This is a genomic window from Candidatus Rhodoblastus alkanivorans, from assembly GCF_022760755.1.
GTDB classification, from domain to species: Bacteria; Pseudomonadota; Alphaproteobacteria; order Rhizobiales; family Beijerinckiaceae; genus Rhodoblastus; species Rhodoblastus alkanivorans.
On the sequence record NZ_JAIVFP010000001.1, the window covers coordinates 670,683 to 691,456 of the forward strand.

Here is a 20,774-nt window from a genome sequence, read left to right on the forward strand (position 1 = left end):
TTATGACTGGTGACAATCCGAAGAGTGAGGTCCTGCCGGGCCGAGAACGACGGCGTCGGCGCACGTCGGCGGAGAAATTGGCGATCATTGCCGAGACGATGGAGCCGGGCATGACGGTTAGCCTTGTCGCGCGCCGTCACGGCATCGCCCCCAATCAGCTGTTCACCTGGCGGCGGCTGGCGAACCAAGGCGCCCTGACCGCGACGCAGGCCGAGGAGGACGTCGTTCCGGCGTCCGCCTACAGGGCTTTGGTCGACCAGGTGCGCGAACTGCAGCGCCTGCTCGGCAAGAAGTCGATGGAGGCCGAAATCCTCAAAGAGGCGCTTGAAGTCGCCGTAGGCTCAAAAAAACGGATGTTGCGGTCGTTGTCGCTGCCGACGCTCAATCCACGGGACGGTTCGCGATGAAGGCCGTCTGCGAAACCCTCGGCGTCGCCCGCTCGAATGTCGCCGCGCGCATTGCCGGCGGCGCGGCCAAACGCATGGGCCGACCGCCCCTGCCGGAAGACGATCTGCTCTGCGAGATCAAGGGGATCATCGCCGAACAGCCGTCCTGGGGCTACGCCCGCGTGTGGGCCGACCTGCGCCGCAAAAGACGCGCCGAGGGCGCGGCGCCGGTCAACCGCAAGCGGGTTTATCGGGTGATGAGGGCGCACGGCCTGTTGCTTCAACGTCATGCCGGCGGCGGCGAAAACCGCCGGCATGACGGCAAGATCGCCGTTCTGCGCTCCAACCTGCGTTGGTGTTCCGACGGCTTCGAGATCGCTTGCGACAATGCCGAAAAAGTCCGCGTCGCCTTCGCGCTTGATTGCTGCGACCGGGAAGCCCTCGGCCATGTCGCCACGACGGCGGGCGTCAAGGGCGAGGACATCCGCGACCTGATGGTCAGCGCCGTCGAATATCGCTTTGGCCCGGTCAATCGCCTGCCCAGCCCGATCGAATGGCTGACCGACAACGGGTCTTGCTACATCGCTGGCGACACGAAACATTTTGCCCGCGAAATCGGCCTTGAGCCGCTGACCACGCCGGTCGAAAGCCCCCAATCGAATGGAATGGCCGAAGCCTTCGTCCGCACGATCAAACGCGATTACGCGCGCGTGTCGCCACTGCCGGACGCCGAAACCGTGATCCGCTTGCTGCCGTCGTGGTTCGAGCATTACAACACACGCCATCCGCATCGCGCGCTTGGCTATCGTTCACCCCGCGAGTTCATCGCGGATCGCTTGGCCGCCGAAGCCGGAGAGTGTCTGTCCGAAACTTAAGGGGCTACAACATTCATCGTCTGGAATAGGCAGTTCTTCCCGAACGTTACGCGTTGCACGCTCGGTCATTGCGATCAAATACTCACGCTCCGTTGCCCCGCGGATTGCGACCAGTTGGCCGATCCCTATCCGGGTCAACAACACCGAGTTGGTGACATCGATAGCAACGCGGCTCGTATCGACCGAGGCTACACGCCCGATTTTGTCGTCGTCGGCAAACTGGAGAGCGGCTTCAGTCATGGTTCGAGCACCTCGGCAACGAATGCGCCTAGATCCCATAGGGCCAGGCCGGAAAAGAAGGTTTCGACGCCAGCGACATGAACGCTGGAGCCCGCGATACCGCCCAACTCGGCGCGATGAATGGCAATGACAGTGGGGCACTCTGCCACCAACTTTAATGCATTCGCCGATAGGGTGTGGGTCAGGAGGAGTGTCGGGACGCCGCTGCGGATTCGTGGCGTCAAGTGAGTTTCGAGATGGTCGTCGTTAAAGCCGTAGCCGATCACCAAGAAGCGACTCGCGCGGTCGATCGCCGCATTAGCGCGTTCACGATGACGATCAAAGGGGCTTTCGTAACCGTTTCGAAACTTGTTCAGGCCTGGCGTGATGATGAGCCTCGGAAGGTCGAGATCACCGGAATAGCGGACTGGCTTCCCGTCGCGATGATACCAATCGAGGCTGCCGTGTGGCTTGAAGACGTTGGCGCGCAGACGATAGCGATACTGCACCTGCTTTCCCCGAAGTGTCACTTCCCGACAAAAGCTCAAACGACTTTCCGCCTCGTTCAGCTCTCCCGCAAAGTGGCCAACAAAAAGAGTATCGACGCCGAGACCCGCCTCTTCCACTGCCACTTCGATCAGGCGGTCATAATTCGTCGTGACGATCGGAAGGCCAGTTTGCGGTTTCAGCAACTGCTTTATCAGCCGTGTGAACCGCAACGTCCTCGTGCGGGAGAAAACTTCCGCGACAATCTGCCGCTCTCGGGAAGCTATCAATTCTGCCGTCCGAGTTACGATCGCGGTTTCCAACCCAGGCGTTGGGGGCACCTCCAACAGCGCCGCCTCCAGCCCCTTGGCAGATATAAGCGGCGATATTGCCGTCCACCTGTCCCTGTCTGCAGCCGCCAAGCCAGGAATTACCGTCGTGTCGAGATGGCTGGCCAGCTCTCCCATGCCTGGCAGCCCCTCGGCGCATGACAGACCGGAACCAACGATCGTCACGAGGCCGTCGGTCAAATGCTTCTGAAGCATGAGTTTCAGGTCATGAAGTTCCAAACTTTGCTCTCGGAAATTCTGCGGCGGGCGCGATTCGACCAGTATGATAGGGTACCAATTGTTTTGTGATAACCAGCATTCTCCGTCGTGGGGCGCATAAGTTAAGACACATCAACATAGTTTCAGTGGGATGAACTGAGTCGTGCCTCTCCTTTTGGCTAACCGTTAAGCCGTAGCCGCATTTCGGACGTGGTCGCCTTTGCGGCTTGGGGATTTCCCTTGCGCTGTCCGTGAGAGGGAGAGGGCGGCGCTTCGCTTCGTGACGGGTTAGAGGTCGAGAGAGAGTCTCCCGGCCGCCCGTCGCGGAGTAAAGAGCATGGCGTCAGCCATTCAGAAGATCACCCTTTCGTCGTCGCGCGACATCCCGTTCAACAAGCTGGTGCTCAGCCAGTCGAACGTGTCCGACGTCAGCGCGAGTGGGACAAAACAGGTCGTTTTGTGAGGGGAGGATTTCTGGCTCATCATAGCTGATCAAGGAGCGAAGATGAGACAGAAATCCGGACCGGCGAAGGCGCCGGCAGAAGCTGTTTTGAAGGATATCCGTCGGGCGACGCGGCGGCATTTCTCTGCCGAGGACAAGATCCGCATTGTGCTGGAAGGCTTGCGCGGCGAGGAAAGCATCGCCGAACTGTGCCGGCGCGAAGGCATCGCCACCTCGATGTATTACGGCTGGTCGAAGGAGTTCCTTGAAGCCGGCAAAAAGCGTCTGGCCGGCGACACGGCCCGCGCCGCCACCTCGGACGAGGTCAAGACGCTGCGCCGGGAGGCGCAAGCGCTGAAAGAGGTCGTGGCCGATCTCACCCTCGAAAACCGCCTGCTCAAAAAAAGCGTGATCGCGGATGGGGTCGAGGACCTGGAGGACGAGGCATGAGATATTCGCCCTCCGAAAAGTCCGAGATCATCCGCCTGGTTGAGGAGTCGCATCTTTCCGCATCGAAGACCCTGGAAAAACTCGGCATTCCCCGTTCGACCTTTTACCGCTGGGTCGAGCGGCTGCGAGCGGGCGGCCCCGAGGCTTTGGCCGATCGGCCGTCGCGCCCTGAGCGCAACTGGAACCGCATTCCCGAGGAGACGCGCCAGGCGATCGTGGCCATGGCGCTGGAGCAGCCGGAGCTCTCGCCCCGCGAACTCGCGGTGCGCTTCACCGACGAGGCGAAGTATTTTGTCTCGGAGGCCTCGGTCTACCGCCTGCTCAAGGCCCACGACCTCATCACCAGCCCGGCCTATATTGTCATCAAGGCCGCCAACGAGTTCAAGGACAAGACGACGGCGCCAAACCAGCAATGGCAGACCGATTTTACGTATCTCAAGATCACCGGCTGGGGCTGGTATTATCTGTCGACGATTCTCGACGACTACTCGCGTTTTATCGTGGCCTGGAAACTCTGCGCCACGATGAAGGCCGAGGACGTCACGGCGACGCTCGATCTCGCCCTCCAGGCGGCGAAGCTCGATCAGGTCGCGGTCGTTCATCGGCCGCGGCTGCTGTCGGACAATGGCGCGTCTTATATCGCCGAGGACCTCGCCAATTATCTCAAGGCCAAGGGCATGAGCCACGTGCGCGGCGCGCCCTATCACCCTCAGACACAGGGCAAAATCGAACGCTGGCATCAAACGCTCAAGAACCGCATCCTGCTGGAAAACTATTACCTGCCCGGCGAACTGGAGCAGCAGATCGCCGCCTTTGTCGACCACTACAATCATGGCCGCTACCATGAAAGTCTCGACAATCTAACGCCCGCCGACATCTACTTCGGGTTCGGGCGCGGAGACGCCATCCTGCTCGAACGCGAAAACATCAAACGCCAGACTATGCGAAACCGCCGCTTGCAGCATCGCGCTCAGGCCGCGTAAAATCTAACCCCAGTGAGCCAGAGCCTCCGTTCCCGAGCGTCGCGAATTGTCTCAAATCTTCTGACGACGGACACACGGCGTCGAAATGCCCGCGATCCGCGAGGCCATTCACATATTTACCCAGTTCCGCGTCGATCGTGACATCGACCAACGCCGCGTCGATTTGCGCTGCCTCATCCGCGGCTTCGCCCATTCCTGAATTTGCTGCCGCGCAAAGAAGCCGCCGATTGTTTCGACATCGGCCGATCCATTCGCGTGGCCTTCCGATCGCCGCCGGGCGTCTCGACCGGCCGTTCACCGGAGCATTCGTGGTGTCGCCATTGATCCGGATGAGTCACAGCAAATTTTTTTCGTATAACCAACAATTTAATTCGTTTGTCGCCGAAATGCGGATCATTCAAATTGACCTCGATCATCGCCGTCGACGAGATCGTGCCGATCATGCTGAAGTTCAAGGTGTTTTCGTCCTCGCTCGCCAGGGAGGAAAGCGCGTCCCGGACCATGCCGGGCGCCGATGCACAAACAGAAGGCTGAACAATGAAGACCGCAACGTTTCTCCTGTCCGCATTGGTCGTCGTCGGCTACGCGGCTTCCGCGGCCGCCGCCGACGTGAACGCCGGCAAGAAGGTGTTCTATAAGTGCGCTATCTGCCATACGGCGGTTAAAGGCAGAAACAGCATAGGCCCGTCGCTCTTCGACGTAGTCGGGCGAAAAGCCGCTTCGCTGCCCGGCTACAACTTCTCCGATGCGCTCAAGGCCTCCAACAAGATCTGGGATGAAAAGACGCTCGACGCCTGGCTGACCAATCCGCAGAAAGATGTGCCGGGGACCAAAATGACATTTCCCGGCCTGCCCAATGCTGAAGATCGCGCCAATGTGATCGCCTATCTGGCGACGCTCAAATAATTGTGTTCTCGGCCGGGTGCGTTCGGACGCAGGCGGCAGTTTCTTCTTTGGCCTGGAACAGGCGACTTCGCGCATGGCCTGCGCGAAAGCGGTGATTTGCGCGCCGGTTGTTCCGCTCAAACGGGGCGTAATGTGAGGCTCGGGGTAAAACATCTGTTCGGGACGCTGGCCTTGCTATGTTGGGCGCTTGTCGCCGGCTCGGCATTTGCCTCGGAAAGCCATCTGGCGGCCTATTTAAAGCAAGTTTCCGCCGGAGAATTGGCGCCTGGCGCCGACCATTACGGGCCCGTCGGGGGCAAGCCGGACGTCGCTAAAATTTTCTCCGGCGACAAGCTGGCTGGTTATGCTTTCGTCAATGCCGACTGGGTGAATTCCACCGGTTATTCGGGTCAGCCGATCGAAATATTGGAAGGACTTTCCGCCGACGGCAAGATCACTGGCGCCCGTTTGATGAAGCATCACGAGCCGATCGTGCTGATCGGCATCCCGCCAGCGCGCATTGAACATTTTATTCACGGCTATATCGGGCGCTCGGTTCTGGCCACCAGCCAGTCTGCTTCGTCCAGCCGGCCGCCGGTGGATATCGTGAGCGGCGCGACCGTGACCGTAACGGTCATCGCCGAGAGCATGGTGCGTGCGGCGGAAAAGGTGGCGGAAGCCGAGAAAATGCCCGGCGCCCCGACTTCGCGGAAAGTCGTGACGCGTGAACTCGATGCCGCCCATGTCGCGCCTGCTGACTGGAGCAGCCTCGTCAAGGAAGGCGCAGTGGAAAGGCTGAGCCTATCGGTCGGGAACGTCACCGCCGCCTTCAAACGCGCGGGCAATCAGCAAGGCGCCGATCATCCTGAATCCGACGATCCCGCAGCGTCTTTTATCGACCTCTATATCGCGCCTGTGTCGGTTCCGGCGATCGGGAAACGCCTGCTCGGCGAACAAGGCTTCGCCGCTTTGCAAAAGTCGCTGGCGCCGAAACAGCAGGCCGTTCTGATTGCGGCTAACGGCATCTATTCCTTCAAGGGCTCGGGCTATGTGCGCGGCGGCATTTTCGACCGCTTCGAGATTCTACAAGGCGATTCGAGCATACGTTTTCGCGACCTCAACCATTCCCGCCTGAGCGACGTTCACGTGGCCGGCGCGCCGGTATTCCAGGACGTGGATCTTTTCACCGTCCCGACCTCCGCCACGCTCGATCCCACCCAGCCGTGGCGCCTGCAATTGCTGGCGCAGCGCGCCTATGGCGCGCGCGACAAGGCCTTCCTGACGTTCCGCCTGAACTATCAGCTTCCGGAAGCCTATCTCAAGTCGCTGCCTCCGCCTTCGCTTTCCACCAGGATCACCACCGCACTGTTTGGAAGCGCGGCGGGGCAGGCCGCCGAACCGCCGGTTTGGTTTACCTTGTGGCAGGCGAAGACGGCCCAAGTCGGCGTGATGCTCGCCGCCATCGCTCTCCTGACCCTGATCTTCTTCTTCCAGGATTGGCTGGTGCGCCGGCCTGTCCTTTACGATCGGGTACGCCTGGGTTTCCTGGCCTTCACCCTAGTCTGGATCGGCTGGCTCACTCAGGCGCAATTGTCGGTCGTCAATGTCTTCGCCTTCCTCGGCGCCCTGCGGACCAATTTCCGCTGGGATTATTTCCTGATGGCGCCTCTGATCTTCATTTTGTGGTTCGCGGCCGCGGCGTCGCTGCTGTTCTGGAATCGCGGCGCCTATTGCGGCTGGCTGTGCCCGTTTGGCGCCTTGCAGGAGTTGGTCAATCGCCTGGCGCGCCGCCTGAAAGTTCCACAGCTGAAAATTTCTTTCGGTCTGCACCAGCGGCTGACAGCCCTCAAATATATCGTCTTCCTGGTCCTGTTCGGCATTTCCCTGAGCGATCTCGGGCTTGCCGAACGCATGTCGGAAGTCGAGCCGTTCAAGACGGCGATCATCCTGCGTTTCGCACGGGAATGGCCATTCGTCCTCTATGCGGGGGCGATGGTCGCGGCCAGCATTGTCGTTGAACGCGCCTTCTGCCGCTATCTCTGCCCGTTGGGCGCGGCGCTCGCCATCCCGTCACGCCTACGCATGTTCGATTGGCTGCGGCGCTATCGCGAATGCGGCAATCCCTGCCAGAGATGCGGCAACGAATGCCCCGTTCAGGCTATCCATCCCGAAGGGCATATCAATCCGAACGAATGCATCCAGTGCCTGCACTGCCAGATGCTCTACCACCACGACCAAAAATGCCCGGTCATGATCCAACGGCGACTCAAGCGCGAAAGGCGCGCGGCTTCGTCGCAATCCGTCGACCTGCCGCCCAAAACAAAAATTTCGGCGCAGCGAGTGGACACTACGTCGCCGCCTTAGGGGGCGACTTGCGCGAATTTGGCGACCACCGCTTCGCAGGGCGAAGCGAAACTTGGGAGGACGACATGACCGATCATGAACACGAACACGAACCCAAAACCAGCGTCAGCCGCCGCAACCTGTTGGGCGGAACAGCGGTCGTCGGCGCGGCGGCGATTTCCGGCGCCGGATCCTATATGGATTTCGTCCGAACCGCGAAGGCGGCGACGCAAAATATCGCCGAATCCGAGGTCAAGCCGGGTGACCTCGACGAATATTATGGGTTCAACAGCAGCGGCCAGACCGGGGAGGTCCGTATCCTCGGAATACCATCCGGTCGTGAGATCATGCGCATCCCGGTGTTCAACCGCGACAGCGGGACCGGCTGGGGCCTGACGAACGAGAGCAAAAAGATACTGACCGAGGGTCTGCTGCCGGAAACCAAGAAGTTTCTCGAAACGCGGGGCGGCAATTACCACAATGGAGACGCGCACCACCCGCATATGTCGTTTACGGACGGCACTTACGATGGTCGCTACATTTTCATCAACGACAAGGCCAATTGTCGCGTCGCGCGCATCCGCTGCGACGTGATGAAGTGCGACAAGATCATCGAGGTTCCCAACGCCTCCGACATCCACGGCCTGCGCCCGCAAAAATATCCGCGCACCGGCTATGTCTTCTGCAACAGCGAGCACCCGATCCCCATTCCGAACGACGGCAAGGTCGTCGACGATCCGACGAAGAATTATTGGTCGGTGTTCACCGCCGTTGACGGCGACCAGATGAAGGTCGCCTGGCAGGTCCTGGTGGACGGCAATCTCGATAATACCGACGCCGACTACCAGGGCAAATACGCCTTCTCGACCTGCTATAACCCGAACAAGGGCACCAATTTGAGCAGCATGACCGACCACGAGCAATCCTGGTGCGTCGTATTCAACCTCAAGCGAATCGAACAGGCCGTCGCGTCGGGTGATTATAAGGAAATCAACGGCGTGAAGGTGGTCGATGGCCGCCACGGATCGAAATATACGCGCTACATTACGATTCCCGGTTCGCCCCATGGCGTCAACACTGCGCCCGACGGCGTCCATGTCGTGGTCAACGGCAAGCTGTCGCCGACTTGTACGGTCATCGACGTCCGCAAGCTCGACGATCTGTTCGATGACAAAATCAAGCAGCGCGACGCGGTCGTGGCGGAGCCGCAGCTTGGCCTTGGCCCGCTACACACGGCGTTCGACGGCAAAGGCAACGCCTATACGACCGTTTTCATCGACAGCCAGATCGTCAAATGGAACATCGACATGGCGCGGCGCGCCTATGCCGGCGAGAAGGTCGAGCCGGTGCTGCAGAAGCTCGACGTCCATTACCAGCCCGGCCACAATCACTCGACGATGGGCGAGACCAAGGAGGCGGACGGCAAATGGCTCGTCTCCCTCAACAAGTTCTCCAAGGACCGCTTCCTGCCCGTCGGGCCGCTTCATCCCGAAAACGATCAGCTGATCGATATTTCGGGCGACAAGATGGTGCTGGCAGCGGACCATCCCGCCTTCGCCGAGCCGCATGACATGTTGATCGTGCACCGCTCTAAGGTCAATCCCATCAAGGTCTGGAAGCGCGACGATCCCATGTGGGAAGATGTCCGCAAACAGGCGGAAAAGGATGGCGTCAAGCTGGAGACGGCGGCGAATATCATTCGCGACGGCAACAAGGTGCGCGTCTATATGCACTCCAACGCGCCGCAATACAGCCTCGAGAAGATCGAGGTCAACGAGGGTGACGAGGTCACCATCGTCCTCACCAACATGGACGACATCGAGGATCTGACCCACGGCTTCACCATCGTCAGATACGGAATCATGATGGAGATTTCGCCCCAGGAAACGGCATCCGTCACCTTCATAGCCGACCGCCCTGGAGTTCATTGGTATTATCGCCAATGGTTCTGCCACGCACTTCACATGGAAATGTCCAATCCGATGATTGTGCATCCCAGGAAGGTTTGAACATGCGGCGCGCGCGCTCCTTCTTGCTGATTGCGGCCGTCGTAGCCGCGGCGGCGGGCGGCGCGCGCGCCGCGGACATCGCCGTGCCGGCCGGCGGCGGCCTCGCCGAGGTTGTCGCCCGGGCCGCGCCCGGCGACGTGCTCCATCTGGCGTCAGGCGCTCATCCCGGCGCGGTGGTGATCGCCACGCCGCGTCTGACACTTGAAGGCGAGCCCGGCGCGATCGTCGACGGGCAGGGCAAAGGCAGCGCCGTCACCATCAGGGCGCCCGGCGTGACTTTGCGGGGTCTGACGATTACGGGATCCGGGCTCAGCCTTTTCGACAAGGATTCCGGCGTTTTCATTGATCGTGGAGCTGACCACGCGACCGTCATCGACAATCATTTCGAAAATGATCTGATCGGCGTCTACCTCGACGGTCCGAAGTTCGCACTGGTCGAGCACAACCGCATCGATGGCCTGCGGACCATGCGGCTGAATGAGCGCGGACCGGGGGTCGAAGTGTTCGACACGCCAGGCTCGCGCATCATCGACAATGATTTCAGCTACGGGCGCGACGGCGTGTTTTCCGTCAACAGCCGCGACAACGAGGTGCGCGGCAACCGCTTCCGCGACCTGCGTTTCGCCGTTCATTTCATGTATACCAACAATAGCTCCGTCATCGACAACGTTTCCGTCGGAAACGACATCGGCTACGCCATGATGTATTCCGATCGGCTCATCGTGATGGGCAACGCCTCCGCACGTGATCGTGAGCACGGACTGCTGTTCAATTACGCCAATAACTCGCTGGTAGAAAACAATGCCGTGCGCACAAGCGATAAATGCGTCTTCATTTACAACTCAAACAAGAACCGTTTCTCGGGTAATTGGTTTCAAGGCTGCAATATCGGCATTCATTTCACCGCCGGGTCCGAACAGAATCAGATGACCGGCAATTCCTTCGTCAATAGCCGCACCCAGGTCATGTATGTGGGGACGACGAGCCTGGACTGGTCGGTCAAGGGACGCGGCAATTATTACAGCGACAATCCCGCCTTCGACCTCAACGGCGACGGGATCGCCGATGCACCCTACCGGCCCAACGATTTGATGGATCAGGTCATCTGGCGCGCGCCGGAGGCCAAGCTGTTGCTGAACAGTCCGGCGGTCCAGATTGTCCGCTGGGCTCAGGCGCGCTTTCCGGCGATTCATCCGGGCGGCGTGTTCGACTCGGCGCCGCTGATGAAGCCGCTGCCTCCGCCCGCGCTGAAACGGTTGAACGGATGAAACACGAGTCCCTCGGCATGAACGCGGTCGAGATGCGCGACATCACCAAGCGCTATGGCCGGCTCGTCGCGGTCGACGCCGTCGACCTGACGTTACGCGCCGGGGAATGCGTCGGACTCGTCGGCCATAATGGCGCCGGCAAAAGCACCCTGATTAAAATGATGCTGGGACTGCTGCCGCCGACCTCCGGTTCGGTGAAAACGCTCGGCCAGGAGCCCGGCGCGGCCGCCGCCGCGGCGGTCCGGCGCGAATTGGGCTATCTGCCGGAAAATCTTGCGCTTTATCCGTCCCTGACGGGCGCCGAGACGCTTAAATTTTACGCGCGTCTCAAGCGGGGGACGACGGAGGGGAACGCGGCCTTGCTGAAGCGCGTTGGACTGGAGGCGGCGGCGGGGCGACGCGTTGGAACCTATTCCAAGGGAATGCGGCAAAGACTAGGGCTTGCTCAGGCTTTGCTCGGCGCTCCGCGCGCCTTGTTCCTCGACGAGCCGACGACGGGGCTCGATCCCGCCTCGCGCCAGGATTTTTATGCGATCCTGCGTGAATTGCGCCGCGACGGCGCGATGGTTCTGCTGTCGTCGCACGTGCTGGCGGAACTGGAAGGACAGGTCGACCGCGTAGTCGTCATGAACCGTGGCCGCAAGGTCGCCGACGGCGCCATTACCGAATTGCGCCGCGTCGCCGCCATCCCGCCGCGCATCCGCTTCCAGCCCGCCGCGGCGCATGAAAGCTTTGAGGGCTGGACTCCCATCCCCGGCGGCCAATTGGAACGTTGCTGCACGGAAGAGGAAGTCGCCGGAATTCTGCGCGCCTTGCCGGCTTCCGCGCGCGAGATAGAAATCCTCAGGCCGTCCCTGGACGATCTTTACGCCGAATTTCAGAAAGGGGTCTTGTGAGCCAGACGCTGCTCATCGCCGTCAAGGAATGGCGCGACGGATTGCGCAATCGCTGGGTGATCGCGACGACCGCGCTTCTCGCCGCTCTGGCGCTGACGCTTGCCTTTCTCGGCTCGGCGCCGACAGGGACGGTCAAGGTCGGCGGGCTCGCGGTGACCGTCGTGAGCCTCTCCAGCCTTACCATCTTCCTAGTACCGCTGATCGCCTTGCTGCTGTCCTATGACGCGATCGTCGGCGAAATCGACCGCGGGACGATGTCGCTGCTGCTGACTTATCCGGTCGCGCGTTGGCAGGTGCTGCTCGGCAAATTCATCGGACATCTCGCCATTCTGGTTTTCGCCACCGTGGTCGGCTATGGAACTGCGGGCATGGCCGCGCAATGGTCCGGAAGCGGCGATCCCGACGCCTGGGCCGCGTTCGCCCTGCTGATCGCGACTTCGGCCCTCCTTGGCGGCGTCTTCATCGCCATCGGCTATCTGATCAGCGCCATGGTCGGCGACCGCGGCGCCGCCGGCGGAATCGCGGTGGGAGTCTGGCTGTTCTTCGTGGTGATATATGACATGGCCCTGCTCGGAGGACTGGCGGTCGACCAAGGCCGCACGATGACCGCGTCCATGCTCAACTTTTTGCTGCTGGTCAATCCGACCGACGCTTATCGGCTGCTCAATCTGACCGCGACGAAAGACGTGAGCGCCATCTCGGGCGTCGCCGTGCTCGGCGCGCATTCCGGCATTGGGCCGCAAGCGCTGATCGGCGCGCTGGTCGCGTGGATTTTGGCGCCGCTGGTCGGCGCCATGGCCCTTTTCGCGCGGAGGCAGGTATGAAGCGCAGGCGCTTCCTTCTTGTCCTGCTGGCGGCGCCCTTACTGGCGTCCTGCAAGAGGAACGGCGATGCCGAAGCCATGCCGCCGCCGCGCGAGATCACGGATTCGTCGGTCGCCTATTTCTGTGGCATGTCGCTCAACGAACATAATGGTCCGAAAGCGCAGATCTTCATTCGGGATCAGAAAGATCCCTTCTGGTTCTCCAGCGTGCGCGACGCCTTCGCCTTTCTCAAACTGCCGGAAACGCCCAAGGCGGTGGTGGCGGTCTATGTCAACGACATGGCGAAAGCCAGGAACTGGGACCATCCGGGTCCTGGAACCTGGATTGACGCGCACAAGGCCGTTTACGTGATCGACAGCCGCCGCAGCGGCGGAATGAACGCGGCCGAGACGATCCCCTTCGGTACCGCCGCCGCCGCGCAACAATTCGTAAAGGCCGAGGGCGGGAAGATCGTTGGTTTCGACGACGTGCCAAGTGATTATGTCCTCGGCTCGAAGACGGGAGGAAAATGATGCGCTCCACGCGCCGCCGTTTTATCGCCATCGCCGCCGCCGCCGGCGGTCTGCCGCTGCTGCCCTTTGCCGCCGGTTGGGGCGCGCCGTCGAAAAATCCGCTTTTGCGGTTCTGGTCCGGCGCGGCGCTCGGCGCCGACGCCAGCATGCAGATCCATCATCCCGATCCGGCGGTCGCCGACCGGTTGATCGCCGCGAGCCTCGCCGAGGTCGGGCGTCTGGAGAAGCAGCTGAGCCTTTACCGGCCGGACAGCGCCATTTCACGCCTCAATCGCGACGGCGTTCTGGACGACCCGCCGTTCGACCTGTTGCGGGCTTTGGCGGAAAGTCTTCGTTACGGCGAGATCACCGGCGGCGCCTTTGACGTGACGGTCCAGCCTTTGTGGAATCTTTACGCGGCGCATTTTTCGCAACCGAACCCTTCGCCGAATGGTCCCTCACAGCGCGAACTGGCGGCGGCGGTGGCGCGAATCGGCCAGGACGCCCTGGACGTAACGGAAAGCCGCATCAGCCTGACCCGTCCGGCGATGAGCGTCACGCTCAACGGCATAGGCGAAGGCTATGTCACCGATCGCGTCGTGGAGCTGTTGCGCGCCGGCGGCGTGGAGCACGCCATGGTCAATATGGGCGAAATCTATGCGCTCGGCGCGCGGCCCGCCGGCGGCTCCTGGTCAGTCGGTCTCGAGGACCCGCGCGCGCCGACGAAAATCACCGAAGAGGTCGCCTTGCAGGATCGCGCGCTCGCGACCTCTGCCGGCTACGGCACGACTTTCGATCCGGCCGGACGTTTCAATCATTTGTTCGATCCGCGCAGCGGCCACACGAGCTGGCGCTGGCTTTCGGTTTCGGTGGAGGCCGCGACGGCGACCGAAGCCGACGCGCTTTCAACCGCCTTCAGTCTGATGCCGGAGGAAGCGACGGCGCCGATCGTCCGCAAGCTTGGGCTGACCGCGCATTTCATCCGCCCCGACGGCTCGCGGCTGACGCAGCGGGCGTAAGGGCGGCGCCGGATAGGCGCTCCGTTTGCGCATATTCCCGAAAAGTGGGTCCGGCTTTCGGACGAGAATATGCGCAAAAACGAGAAGCTCGATCGCGTTCGGCGAACGCGATCGAACGTGCAAAGGATGGGGGAGATGGCGGATGGGCGATACCGGCCAAGTCAATGTTCGGGTGGGTTCCACCGACGATCTGCTTTCGCTCGCCGAGGCTTTGGAACAGGAGGCCGCCGCGCGCTACCGCAGTCTGGCGGCGCGCATGGCGCGGCAGGGCGACGCCGAGCTGGCGGCGCAATTCGAGAGCCTGGCCAAAATGGAGGATCGCCACGCGGAGCAGATCGGCGAACGCGGTTTGCGTATGTCGGGTCGCGCGCCCAAGTTCGCCCGCGCGAAATGGGAGACGCCGCCGGGATATGACGAGGATGAAGCGCGCGGGGCCGAGTTGAGCGCCTATCATGCGCTGGCCTTCGCCGTCCGCAATGAGGAGCGCGCCTTCGCCTTTTACAGCTATGTCGCCGCCGAAGCGGAAAACGCGGAGATTCGCGCCCTCGCGGAAGAAATGGCGTCCGAGGAATTGCAGCACGCCGCGCTGCTCCGGCAATTTCGCCGCCGCGCCTTCCGCCAGCAGCGGCCGGCGACGATCGAAACGCCGCAAGATATCGGCGAATTGCGCGCGCTGGCGCGACGCTGGGACGCGGAAGCCGCCGCCGCCCACGCCGCTCTGGCCGATGCGCTCGACGCCATCGGAGAAACATCCGACGCCCGAATCTTTCGTCGCCTAGCCGAAGACGAGAAACTATCCGCCGAAGGCGCCGCGGCGGCGAGGACGCGCACCTTGCGCGGCGCCGCGGATGGCTTGCGGGCGCTGGAAGAAAGCTTCGATCGTTACGCTTCGATCGCCGAACGCGCCAAGGATGAGAAAGTCGTGGCCGAGGCGCAAAAGCTCGCCGGCCGGATTGTCGCCCGTCTGGCCTTGGCCGGAGGCGCGCGCAGGAACACACTGTTGATCGGCGAAAAAGGCCCATGACAACCTGCGACGGGGCCGTCGCCTCATCACCTGACAAAACAATCCCGCAATGACCGGCGAAGCAGATCGATCAGCTCTTTGTCTCGCTGAGCGGAGTGAACGATATAGATGGAGTGCGAAAACTCTGGCGCGTCCTCGACGCGCCGCAATCGCCCCTGCGCAAGGTACGGCTGAACCGATCCTTGACGGAAATAGCCGGCTCCGCCAACGGCGAGCAGGTAGTTACGCGCCAAGGGACCCAGGTTGATCGAAACGGGCGGACTGGGGGGCGTTGCAGCGGCGGCCGGGTGGTTGGCCAGGAAGGTCGGGCCCCAGTCGACCAGAATATAGTCGTCGGGCTTAAATCCGCCGTCTTCCGCCGTCGTCACCAGAATCAGTTTCTCTTCGCAAAGCAATTCGGCGACCAGTTCAGAATTTTGCGGCGGATTGTGCAGCACGCCCATATCGAGCGACCCTTTGCGAATTTTTTCCATCAGGTCCGAGGACGAATCCACTTCGGCGCGAATGGCGATATCAGGCTGGTGATGATGCATCCAGACCAGCCAGTCGGCGAAGTGCGGGTCGGACAGGCTGAACTCCACACCGACGCTGACGCCTTCGCTGCGGCCGGCCGGCACGGCGATCTGTTGACGGGCGATCTCCCATGTCTGGACAAGATTGTTCGCATGGCGGAAAAAACGTTCGCCCGCGGCCGTCAGCTTGGCTCCAGCCTTGGTGCGAACGAACAGCGACCGTCCGAGCTGCTCCTCAAGCGTACGAATGCGTGCGCTGACCGCGGTTTGGGTGATGTTCAGCCTTTCGGCGGCGGCGACGAAGCTGCCGGTCGAAACAACCGCGAGGTAAGTGCGCGCGAGACAGACGTCCATGGAACTTCGCCTTTGACGGCCTCCTCGCCGGCTTCGATTGTGTCGCTCTCCGAACGTCCGTGGCGGCAATGCTGTTCCCGCCGTCATGGGACGGCGTTGCTCAGGCAAAATCACGAAATCCGCGCGGGCTTATTGCTAACCTGAATTCCGCGTGAATCGCACGGAATTCACCTTCAGTCTCGGACAGCCGGAGTCCGTGGATCGCGCACTCGTGTTTCGACCGTCCAACGTCGCCAGAATTCACCACTTGGCGCTCCAAATCGTTGTTGCGGAGCAATGAACGCGAAATTGGTCCGCAGGACGCCAACGAATAGGCTAAATCCAGAATGACACGCTTTGGCGCCCCGCTATGAACCAGCTTGCTGACTATTTCGACGACTGGCGCGCTTTGCGCTCCGTTCCACCAAGGTTGGGACGCCGCCCCGATGCTGATCAGCGGCCTGACTCGCCGCTTTTTTTCGGTAACTTAAAGGCGCGGCCAATCACGAAGACGGTTGTGCTTTCGCCATTGACGGCGAAAGCACGAACCTCAAACGCCTGGCGCTCGGTATCGTCGGCGCGTCCGGCTCGCGCCACCAGGTAACACCGTCCCGGATCCCGAAGAGGCGCGCCCATGACAAACGACTCCACAATGAGTTCCTGGCGCGCCAACCGCAGCCAACGCCGGTCGCCGGACGCCATCATTTGCATGTGAGCCAATGTTCGTACGTCGCTTGCCCTTTCACAGAGCGCCTTGATCTCCGATCCACCAAGGCGTTCGCTTTCCAGCCATTTGCTTTCGGCCATCGCTGGCGCCGTCGCCAACAAGAGCAGCGCGACTATAGAGCTTGGCCTCTGCTTTGTCCCCGCTCCTCTGGGGGGCGCGCATCATTATCCGCCTCCCATGCGGCGTCCTTGATGAGGGTTAAGCCCGGCGGATTGGCGCACGACGTCTTCGGGTTTGTGCGTCGGTTCGGTCCAGCCCGTCTGCGGAAATGGCGAAAGTCCGCAGCGTGCTGCGCGCGGAAGTTCTTGGCGCGAAGCGCCAGCAGCGCCGCAGTCGGGATACGGCGACCGCGCGCGTCATTCAGCGAGAAGGTCGCGCAGGACGACAGCTTGGTTATGAAGCTCGTCGCGCGCCGCGAAGATAAGCGTGTGGCGGCGCTCCCGCACCCTTTCCCGGAGGTCTTTCACGAGATCGGATCGCTGCGATAGCTCGTCCAAATAGCATCGGCGGAATTCATCCCAGCGATTTGGATCATGCCCGAACCATCGCCGCAATTCATCGCTGGGGGCGAGTTCCTTCAGCCATAGATCGATCGCGGCCTCGTCCTTGCGCAGACCGCGCGGCCAAAGACGATCGACCAGGATTCGTACACCATCCTCGGAGGAGGGGGGGTCATAGGCGCGCTTGAGGCGCAAATCGGAAATTTCCCTTGCCGTCATGATCGCCATCCGCCGCTGAAGCGCGGGCGCCAATTATTCGACGGATTGGAGAAGCTCGGCCGCCTTTTTCCGGAAGACGACGCGCGTCTTTTCCTCCTGGCCGGCGCGTGGCGCGACCCAGGCGAATTGACGCAACAGCGATTTCAATCCACGCACGCAATTATATCGCGCCGCGATGGCCGCCGCCGGTTTGTCGCAAGCCTCGGCGCGAACGAATTCTCCCATGCGTCGGATGCAGATTCCGAGGCAGTCTTGAGGCGCTTCCACCTGTCCGCAGGCGGAGCAGAGCCAGATCGTCATGCGCTCGTCCTCCGACGTCGTGGGTGCGGGCAGGTCCATGACGTCGCGATCCAGCGCGCCGAGCAATTTTCGCGCGCGCTCCCGCAGCGCGCGATATTCGCTGGCAAGATCGTTCGCGCTCGCCGTGAGCGTGGCGACGGCGCGAGCCAATTCGCTCAGGCGCGCCGTCTGTTCGTCGATCTCGTCGCGCCCTTCGAGAAGATCGGCGTAATCCTGCGCGTCGACGACTTCCAGCCTCTTGAAATCGCACGCGCCGACGCAGGCCTCCCCATTGCCCATGGCGCCGCAGCCGATGCATCGCCACATGACGAGCGCAGTCTCCATGGCGCTACCTTCTGTTTCATGAAAGAGGGCTTTTCGCGCCGCGCAGCGACGCCCCGAAACGCGGCGACATATCGGGCTCTTCTCCCAGCGTCGATGTTAGAAACAGAATTATCATATCGACGTCAATTTCGTTTTTCGTCGAAGCGTTTTCGCACGGATCGCCCCAATGCCTGCGACGCCTTTTGCTGTTTTCGGGGTTTGGCGGGAACAACAGCCGATCGGACTATCATCACTGGCGCGCCTGTCAACGGCGCGCGCGCCATCGCCGCCGCAAAAAGAGATATTTTCCATATTGCTTTTTGCGCATCCCCTGCATAAAGAGATATTACAAATCGCTCTTTATAGGAGCGCGAACGGAAACGCCGGAATCTCGAAAAGGAAAGGCGATGGCCCATGTCGTCACCGACAATTGCATCAAATGCAAATATATGGATTGCGTCGAGGTCTGCCCGGTCGACTGCTTCTATGTCGGCGAAAACATGCTCGTCATCCATCCGGACGAATGCATCGACTGCGGCGTCTGCGTGCCCGAATGTCCGGCGGAGGCGATCTTTCAGGACACGGACGACCAGGTCGAGTCGCATTGGTTGGATCATAACCGGAAATATGCGGAATCATGGCCAAATATCCTCCGAAAGGGCCTGACGCCCCCGGACGCGGACGAATGGAACGGCGCGCCCAGCAAATTGGCCGAGCATTTCAGCCCGAAGCCGGGGGACGGCTGACGCGGTCATAGCGCCGCGTCGCTTGTCGATCAGGCTTCAAAGCGCCGCCAGAGGTGCGCGCCCTGCGTCGGAACATCCGTTTGGGGTTTTCGAAATATTTGGCGTGTCAGAATGAAATTGGTTCGATCATCGTATCGTCAAGGTCGGGACTCCGCCACCCTTGCGGCCGCCGACCTACCGCTGGACGCCCTGCGGAAGCTCGCCGACCGCGGGAGAGGTCCTAGGCCTGCCGCTTCGCCTTGCGCCGCGGCGCCCCGATGGAGGCTGACTGCGTCCGCGCCATAAATTTGCCGTCGGCGCAAAAAAAACAAGGAGGTTCGAAATGGCCGAGACCCTTTATCCTGAATCGACGCGCGAACTGTCCGAGAAGAGAAGGGCGCTCGCGCCCGAGACCGAAAAAGCGTTCCAGGCGTTCAGTCGTCAGGTCTTCGCCGACGGCGCGCTGCCCGCAAAGACCAAACAGCTGATCGCCGTCGCGGTCGCGCATGTCACGCAATGCCCCTATTGCATCAAGGGCCACACCAAGGCGGCGCTTCGCCACGGCGCCACGCGCGAGGAATTGATGGAGGCGATCTGGGTCGCGGCGGAGATGCGCGCCGGCGGCGCCTATGCGCATAGCGCCCTTTCCTTGGCGGCGATGGACGCGGCGGATCGACCGCGATCGCCTTGAACAAGGGCGTCGTTGCGCAACGGCCGTCCAGGATCCCGACAGGCTTGCAAAAGGGATATTGCTCGGATATCTTTTCGCTGCGCGTCGCGCCGACGAACGGCCTGCCGGTCTCAGTCGCGCCTTTTGGGCGGAGCATTTATGCGGCTGATGGGATTTACCGACTTCGCTCTACGGTTGCTGATGTATGCGGCGGCGCAAGAGGGCCGTTTGATCACGATCGAAGAAACGGCCGATATTTTCAAAATATCGCGGGGCCATCTCAAGAAGGTCGCTTACGCCCTGACGCGCGCGGGTTATCTGAAAGCGGTGCGTGGGCGTTCGGGAGGCCTGACCCTGGCGCAGGCGCCGAATATGATCCGGCTGGGCGAGGTCATCCACCTGACCGAACCGGATTTCGCCATGGTCGAATGTTTCGCCCCCGGCAATGAATGTGTCATCACGCGCTGTTGCCGGATGCGGGGCATCCTTCACGAGGGCCTCGACGCGTTTCACGCCGTTCTCGACAAATATACGCTGGCGGATCTCGTGCTCCGGCCCAAGGATTTCGGCGTCCGACCCGCCACGTGACAACGCACCTCGGCGGTCGCCGCCACTGCCGAAGCGCAACGATGACAGCGGCTGGCGGTTGAGGCCGGTGGGACGACGGAAAGCAATCGACGCCAACGGCGCGGTTATTCGGCTTTTGTCGAGGCATCCGCCTGATGCGACAGGGTTGAGGATCAGACGGCGACCCGCTCGGGTTGACAAATCCCAGACGCCGGACAGCCGAATATGCTAAGCTGCGCCCATGACGACCGTTGTGAAAGCTGCCGGCGCCGCGTCTCTCGTCGCATCGAATTTGGTGCGAAAGCGGCGGGGCAATCATCAATTGCGCGCCGCGAGGCTGTGTTATGGTCACCTCGCCGGGCGGCTCGGCGTCGGAATCGCCGATCTGCCTTGCGCGAGCGGGCGGATCGTGATCGGCGAGGGCGTTTGCGAGGTGACAGCAGAGGGCGAATCCTTCTTCGCTGAACTCGGGATCGATGTGCGCGCCCAGGCCCGTCAACGGCGCGCTCTGTGCCGTTCCTGTCTCGATGTGACCGAGCGTCGCCCGCATATTGGCGGCGCCGTTGGCGCGGCCCTGGCGCAACGTCTTCTGGAGCAGAAGTTGCCTCAGCCGATCGACGACTCGCGCGGCCTGGCCGTCACAGCGGCCGGCCGTTGGCGCTTGAGAAAAATTTTTGGGCCGGGCCTCTTTGCGGACTAAGATCGGGCGGCCGACGAATAGATGTCGATAAAACATCGTCGGCGACCCGCCAACCTGTTTGCAACATTAC

At 61.6% G+C, this 20,774-nt stretch carries 23 protein-coding genes; 17 read left to right on the forward strand and 6 right to left on the reverse strand.

What is annotated here, in order from left to right:
• The first annotated feature begins 2 nt into the window (after positions 1-2).
• Positions 3-1,261, forward strand: a protein-coding gene (locus tag K2U94_RS03145; protein ID WP_243065398.1) for an IS3 family transposase whose coding sequence is annotated in 2 segments (ribosomal slippage) — positions 3-342 and positions 342-1,261 — 1,260 coding nt in all. Because the reading frame shifts where the segments join, the coding sequence is not laid out codon by codon here.
• Here K2U94_RS03145 and K2U94_RS03150 read toward each other — a convergent pair.
• Both K2U94_RS03150 and K2U94_RS03155 read right to left on the reverse strand, forming a co-directional pair.
• Positions 1,196-1,501, reverse strand: a complete 306-nt coding sequence (locus tag K2U94_RS03150; protein WP_243065814.1) for a hypothetical protein — start codon at positions 1,499-1,501, stop codon at positions 1,196-1,198. The genes K2U94_RS03145 and K2U94_RS03150 overlap by 66 nt on opposite strands.
• Positions 1,498-2,535, reverse strand: coding sequence for an SIR2 family protein (locus K2U94_RS03155; protein WP_243065815.1), 1,038 nt, complete (start codon positions 2,533-2,535; stop codon positions 1,498-1,500). Before K2U94_RS03155 ends, K2U94_RS03150 begins: the two co-directional genes overlap by 4 nt.
• A gap of 316 nt (positions 2,536-2,851) precedes the next feature.
• Here K2U94_RS03155 and K2U94_RS20485 point away from each other — a divergent pair, with 316 nt between their 5' ends.
• The 12 genes from K2U94_RS20485 (at position 2,852) to K2U94_RS03205 (ending at position 15,148) form a co-directional block, all read left to right on the forward strand.
• Positions 2,852-2,977, forward strand: a complete 126-nt coding sequence (locus K2U94_RS20485; protein WP_272884836.1) for a hypothetical protein — start codon at positions 2,852-2,854, stop codon at positions 2,975-2,977.
• A gap of 42 nt (positions 2,978-3,019) precedes the next feature.
• Positions 3,020-4,389 (forward strand): IS3 family transposase gene (locus K2U94_RS03160; RefSeq protein ID WP_243065816.1). Its coding sequence is split into 2 segments (ribosomal slippage): positions 3,020-3,356 and positions 3,356-4,389, totalling 1,371 coding nucleotides; the frame shifts between segments, so codons are not numbered across the junction.
• A 402-nt stretch (positions 4,390-4,791) separates the two neighbouring features.
• On the forward strand, positions 4,792-4,923 hold the full coding sequence (locus tag K2U94_RS20490; RefSeq protein WP_272884837.1) for a hypothetical protein: 132 nt from the start codon (positions 4,792-4,794) through the stop codon (positions 4,921-4,923).
• 3 nt (positions 4,924-4,926) lie between these two features.
• The gene (locus tag K2U94_RS03165) at positions 4,927-5,295 is read left to right on the forward strand and encodes a c-type cytochrome (protein ID WP_243065817.1); all 369 of its coding nucleotides are present in this window, start codon (positions 4,927-4,929) and stop codon (positions 5,293-5,295) included.
• A gap of 258 nt (positions 5,296-5,553) precedes the next feature.
• Positions 5,554-7,638 carry a NosR/NirI family protein gene (locus K2U94_RS03170; protein ID WP_243065818.1) on the forward strand — a complete coding sequence of 695 codons (2,085 nt, stop codon included), beginning with the start codon at positions 5,554-5,556 and terminating at the stop codon, positions 7,636-7,638.
• A 65-nt stretch (positions 7,639-7,703) separates the two neighbouring features.
• Positions 7,704-9,626: a TAT-dependent nitrous-oxide reductase gene (gene nosZ, locus K2U94_RS03175; protein ID WP_243065819.1), complete on the forward strand. Its 1,923-nt coding sequence runs from the start codon at positions 7,704-7,706 to the stop codon at positions 9,624-9,626.
• A 2-nt stretch (positions 9,627-9,628) separates the two neighbouring features.
• On the forward strand, positions 9,629-10,894 hold the full coding sequence (locus K2U94_RS03180) for a nitrous oxide reductase family maturation protein NosD (protein WP_243065820.1): 1,266 nt from the start codon (positions 9,629-9,631) through the stop codon (positions 10,892-10,894).
• Positions 10,891-11,790 (forward strand): ABC transporter ATP-binding protein, encoded by a 900-nt coding sequence (locus K2U94_RS03185; RefSeq protein ID WP_243065821.1) that lies wholly within the window; start codon positions 10,891-10,893, stop codon positions 11,788-11,790. The genes K2U94_RS03180 and K2U94_RS03185 overlap by 4 nt, the downstream gene beginning before the upstream one ends.
• Positions 11,787-12,614 (forward strand): ABC transporter permease, encoded by an 828-nt coding sequence (locus K2U94_RS03190; RefSeq protein WP_243065822.1) that lies wholly within the window; start codon positions 11,787-11,789, stop codon positions 12,612-12,614. The genes K2U94_RS03185 and K2U94_RS03190 overlap by 4 nt, the downstream gene beginning before the upstream one ends.
• Complete coding sequence (locus K2U94_RS03195; protein WP_243065823.1) at positions 12,611-13,126, forward strand: nitrous oxide reductase accessory protein NosL; 516 nt, start codon at positions 12,611-12,613, stop codon at positions 13,124-13,126. Before K2U94_RS03190 ends, K2U94_RS03195 begins: the two co-directional genes overlap by 4 nt.
• On the forward strand, positions 13,123-14,124 hold the full coding sequence (locus tag K2U94_RS03200) for an FAD:protein FMN transferase (RefSeq protein ID WP_243065824.1): 1,002 nt from the start codon (positions 13,123-13,125) through the stop codon (positions 14,122-14,124). Before K2U94_RS03195 ends, K2U94_RS03200 begins: the two co-directional genes overlap by 4 nt.
• Positions 14,125-14,266: 142 nt before the next feature.
• Complete coding sequence (locus K2U94_RS03205; RefSeq protein ID WP_243065825.1) at positions 14,267-15,148, forward strand: ferritin-like domain-containing protein; 882 nt, start codon at positions 14,267-14,269, stop codon at positions 15,146-15,148.
• Positions 15,149-15,174: 26 nt separating this feature from the next.
• Here the strand turns inward: K2U94_RS03205 and K2U94_RS03210 are convergent, their stop codons facing one another.
• From K2U94_RS03210 to K2U94_RS03225, 4 genes are all read right to left on the reverse strand, one after another.
• Positions 15,175-16,128, reverse strand: a complete 954-nt coding sequence (locus tag K2U94_RS03210; protein ID WP_243065826.1) for a LysR family transcriptional regulator — start codon at positions 16,126-16,128, stop codon at positions 15,175-15,177.
• 318 nt (positions 16,129-16,446) lie between these two features.
• On the reverse strand, positions 16,447-16,800 hold the full coding sequence (locus K2U94_RS03215) for a hypothetical protein (RefSeq protein ID WP_243065827.1): 354 nt from the start codon (positions 16,798-16,800) through the stop codon (positions 16,447-16,449).
• A gap of 276 nt (positions 16,801-17,076) precedes the next feature.
• Positions 17,077-17,415 carry a DUF488 domain-containing protein gene (locus tag K2U94_RS03220; RefSeq protein ID WP_336606148.1) on the reverse strand — a complete coding sequence of 113 codons (339 nt, stop codon included), beginning with the start codon at positions 17,413-17,415 and terminating at the stop codon, positions 17,077-17,079.
• A 57-nt stretch (positions 17,416-17,472) separates the two neighbouring features.
• Positions 17,473-18,063, reverse strand: coding sequence for an FtsB/FtsL family cell division protein (locus K2U94_RS03225; RefSeq protein ID WP_243065829.1), 591 nt, complete (start codon positions 18,061-18,063; stop codon positions 17,473-17,475).
• Positions 18,064-18,449: 386 nt separating this feature from the next.
• On the opposite strand from K2U94_RS03225, the gene fdxA reads away from it, so the two are divergent.
• The 4 genes from fdxA (at position 18,450) to K2U94_RS03245 (ending at position 20,704) form a co-directional block, all read left to right on the forward strand.
• Entirely contained in the window at positions 18,450-18,788 is a 339-nt protein-coding gene (fdxA, locus tag K2U94_RS03230; protein ID WP_243065830.1) for a ferredoxin FdxA, read from the forward strand.
• A gap of 322 nt (positions 18,789-19,110) precedes the next feature.
• Positions 19,111-19,458, forward strand: coding sequence for a carboxymuconolactone decarboxylase family protein (locus tag K2U94_RS03235; protein ID WP_243065831.1), 348 nt, complete (start codon positions 19,111-19,113; stop codon positions 19,456-19,458).
• Between the two features lie 138 nt (positions 19,459-19,596).
• Positions 19,597-20,025: an RrF2 family transcriptional regulator gene (locus tag K2U94_RS03240; RefSeq protein ID WP_243065832.1), complete on the forward strand. Its 429-nt coding sequence runs from the start codon at positions 19,597-19,599 to the stop codon at positions 20,023-20,025.
• 388 nt (positions 20,026-20,413) lie between these two features.
• Positions 20,414-20,704: a hypothetical protein gene (locus K2U94_RS03245; RefSeq protein ID WP_243065833.1), complete on the forward strand. Its 291-nt coding sequence runs from the start codon at positions 20,414-20,416 to the stop codon at positions 20,702-20,704.
• Positions 20,705-20,774 lie beyond the last annotated feature (70 nt).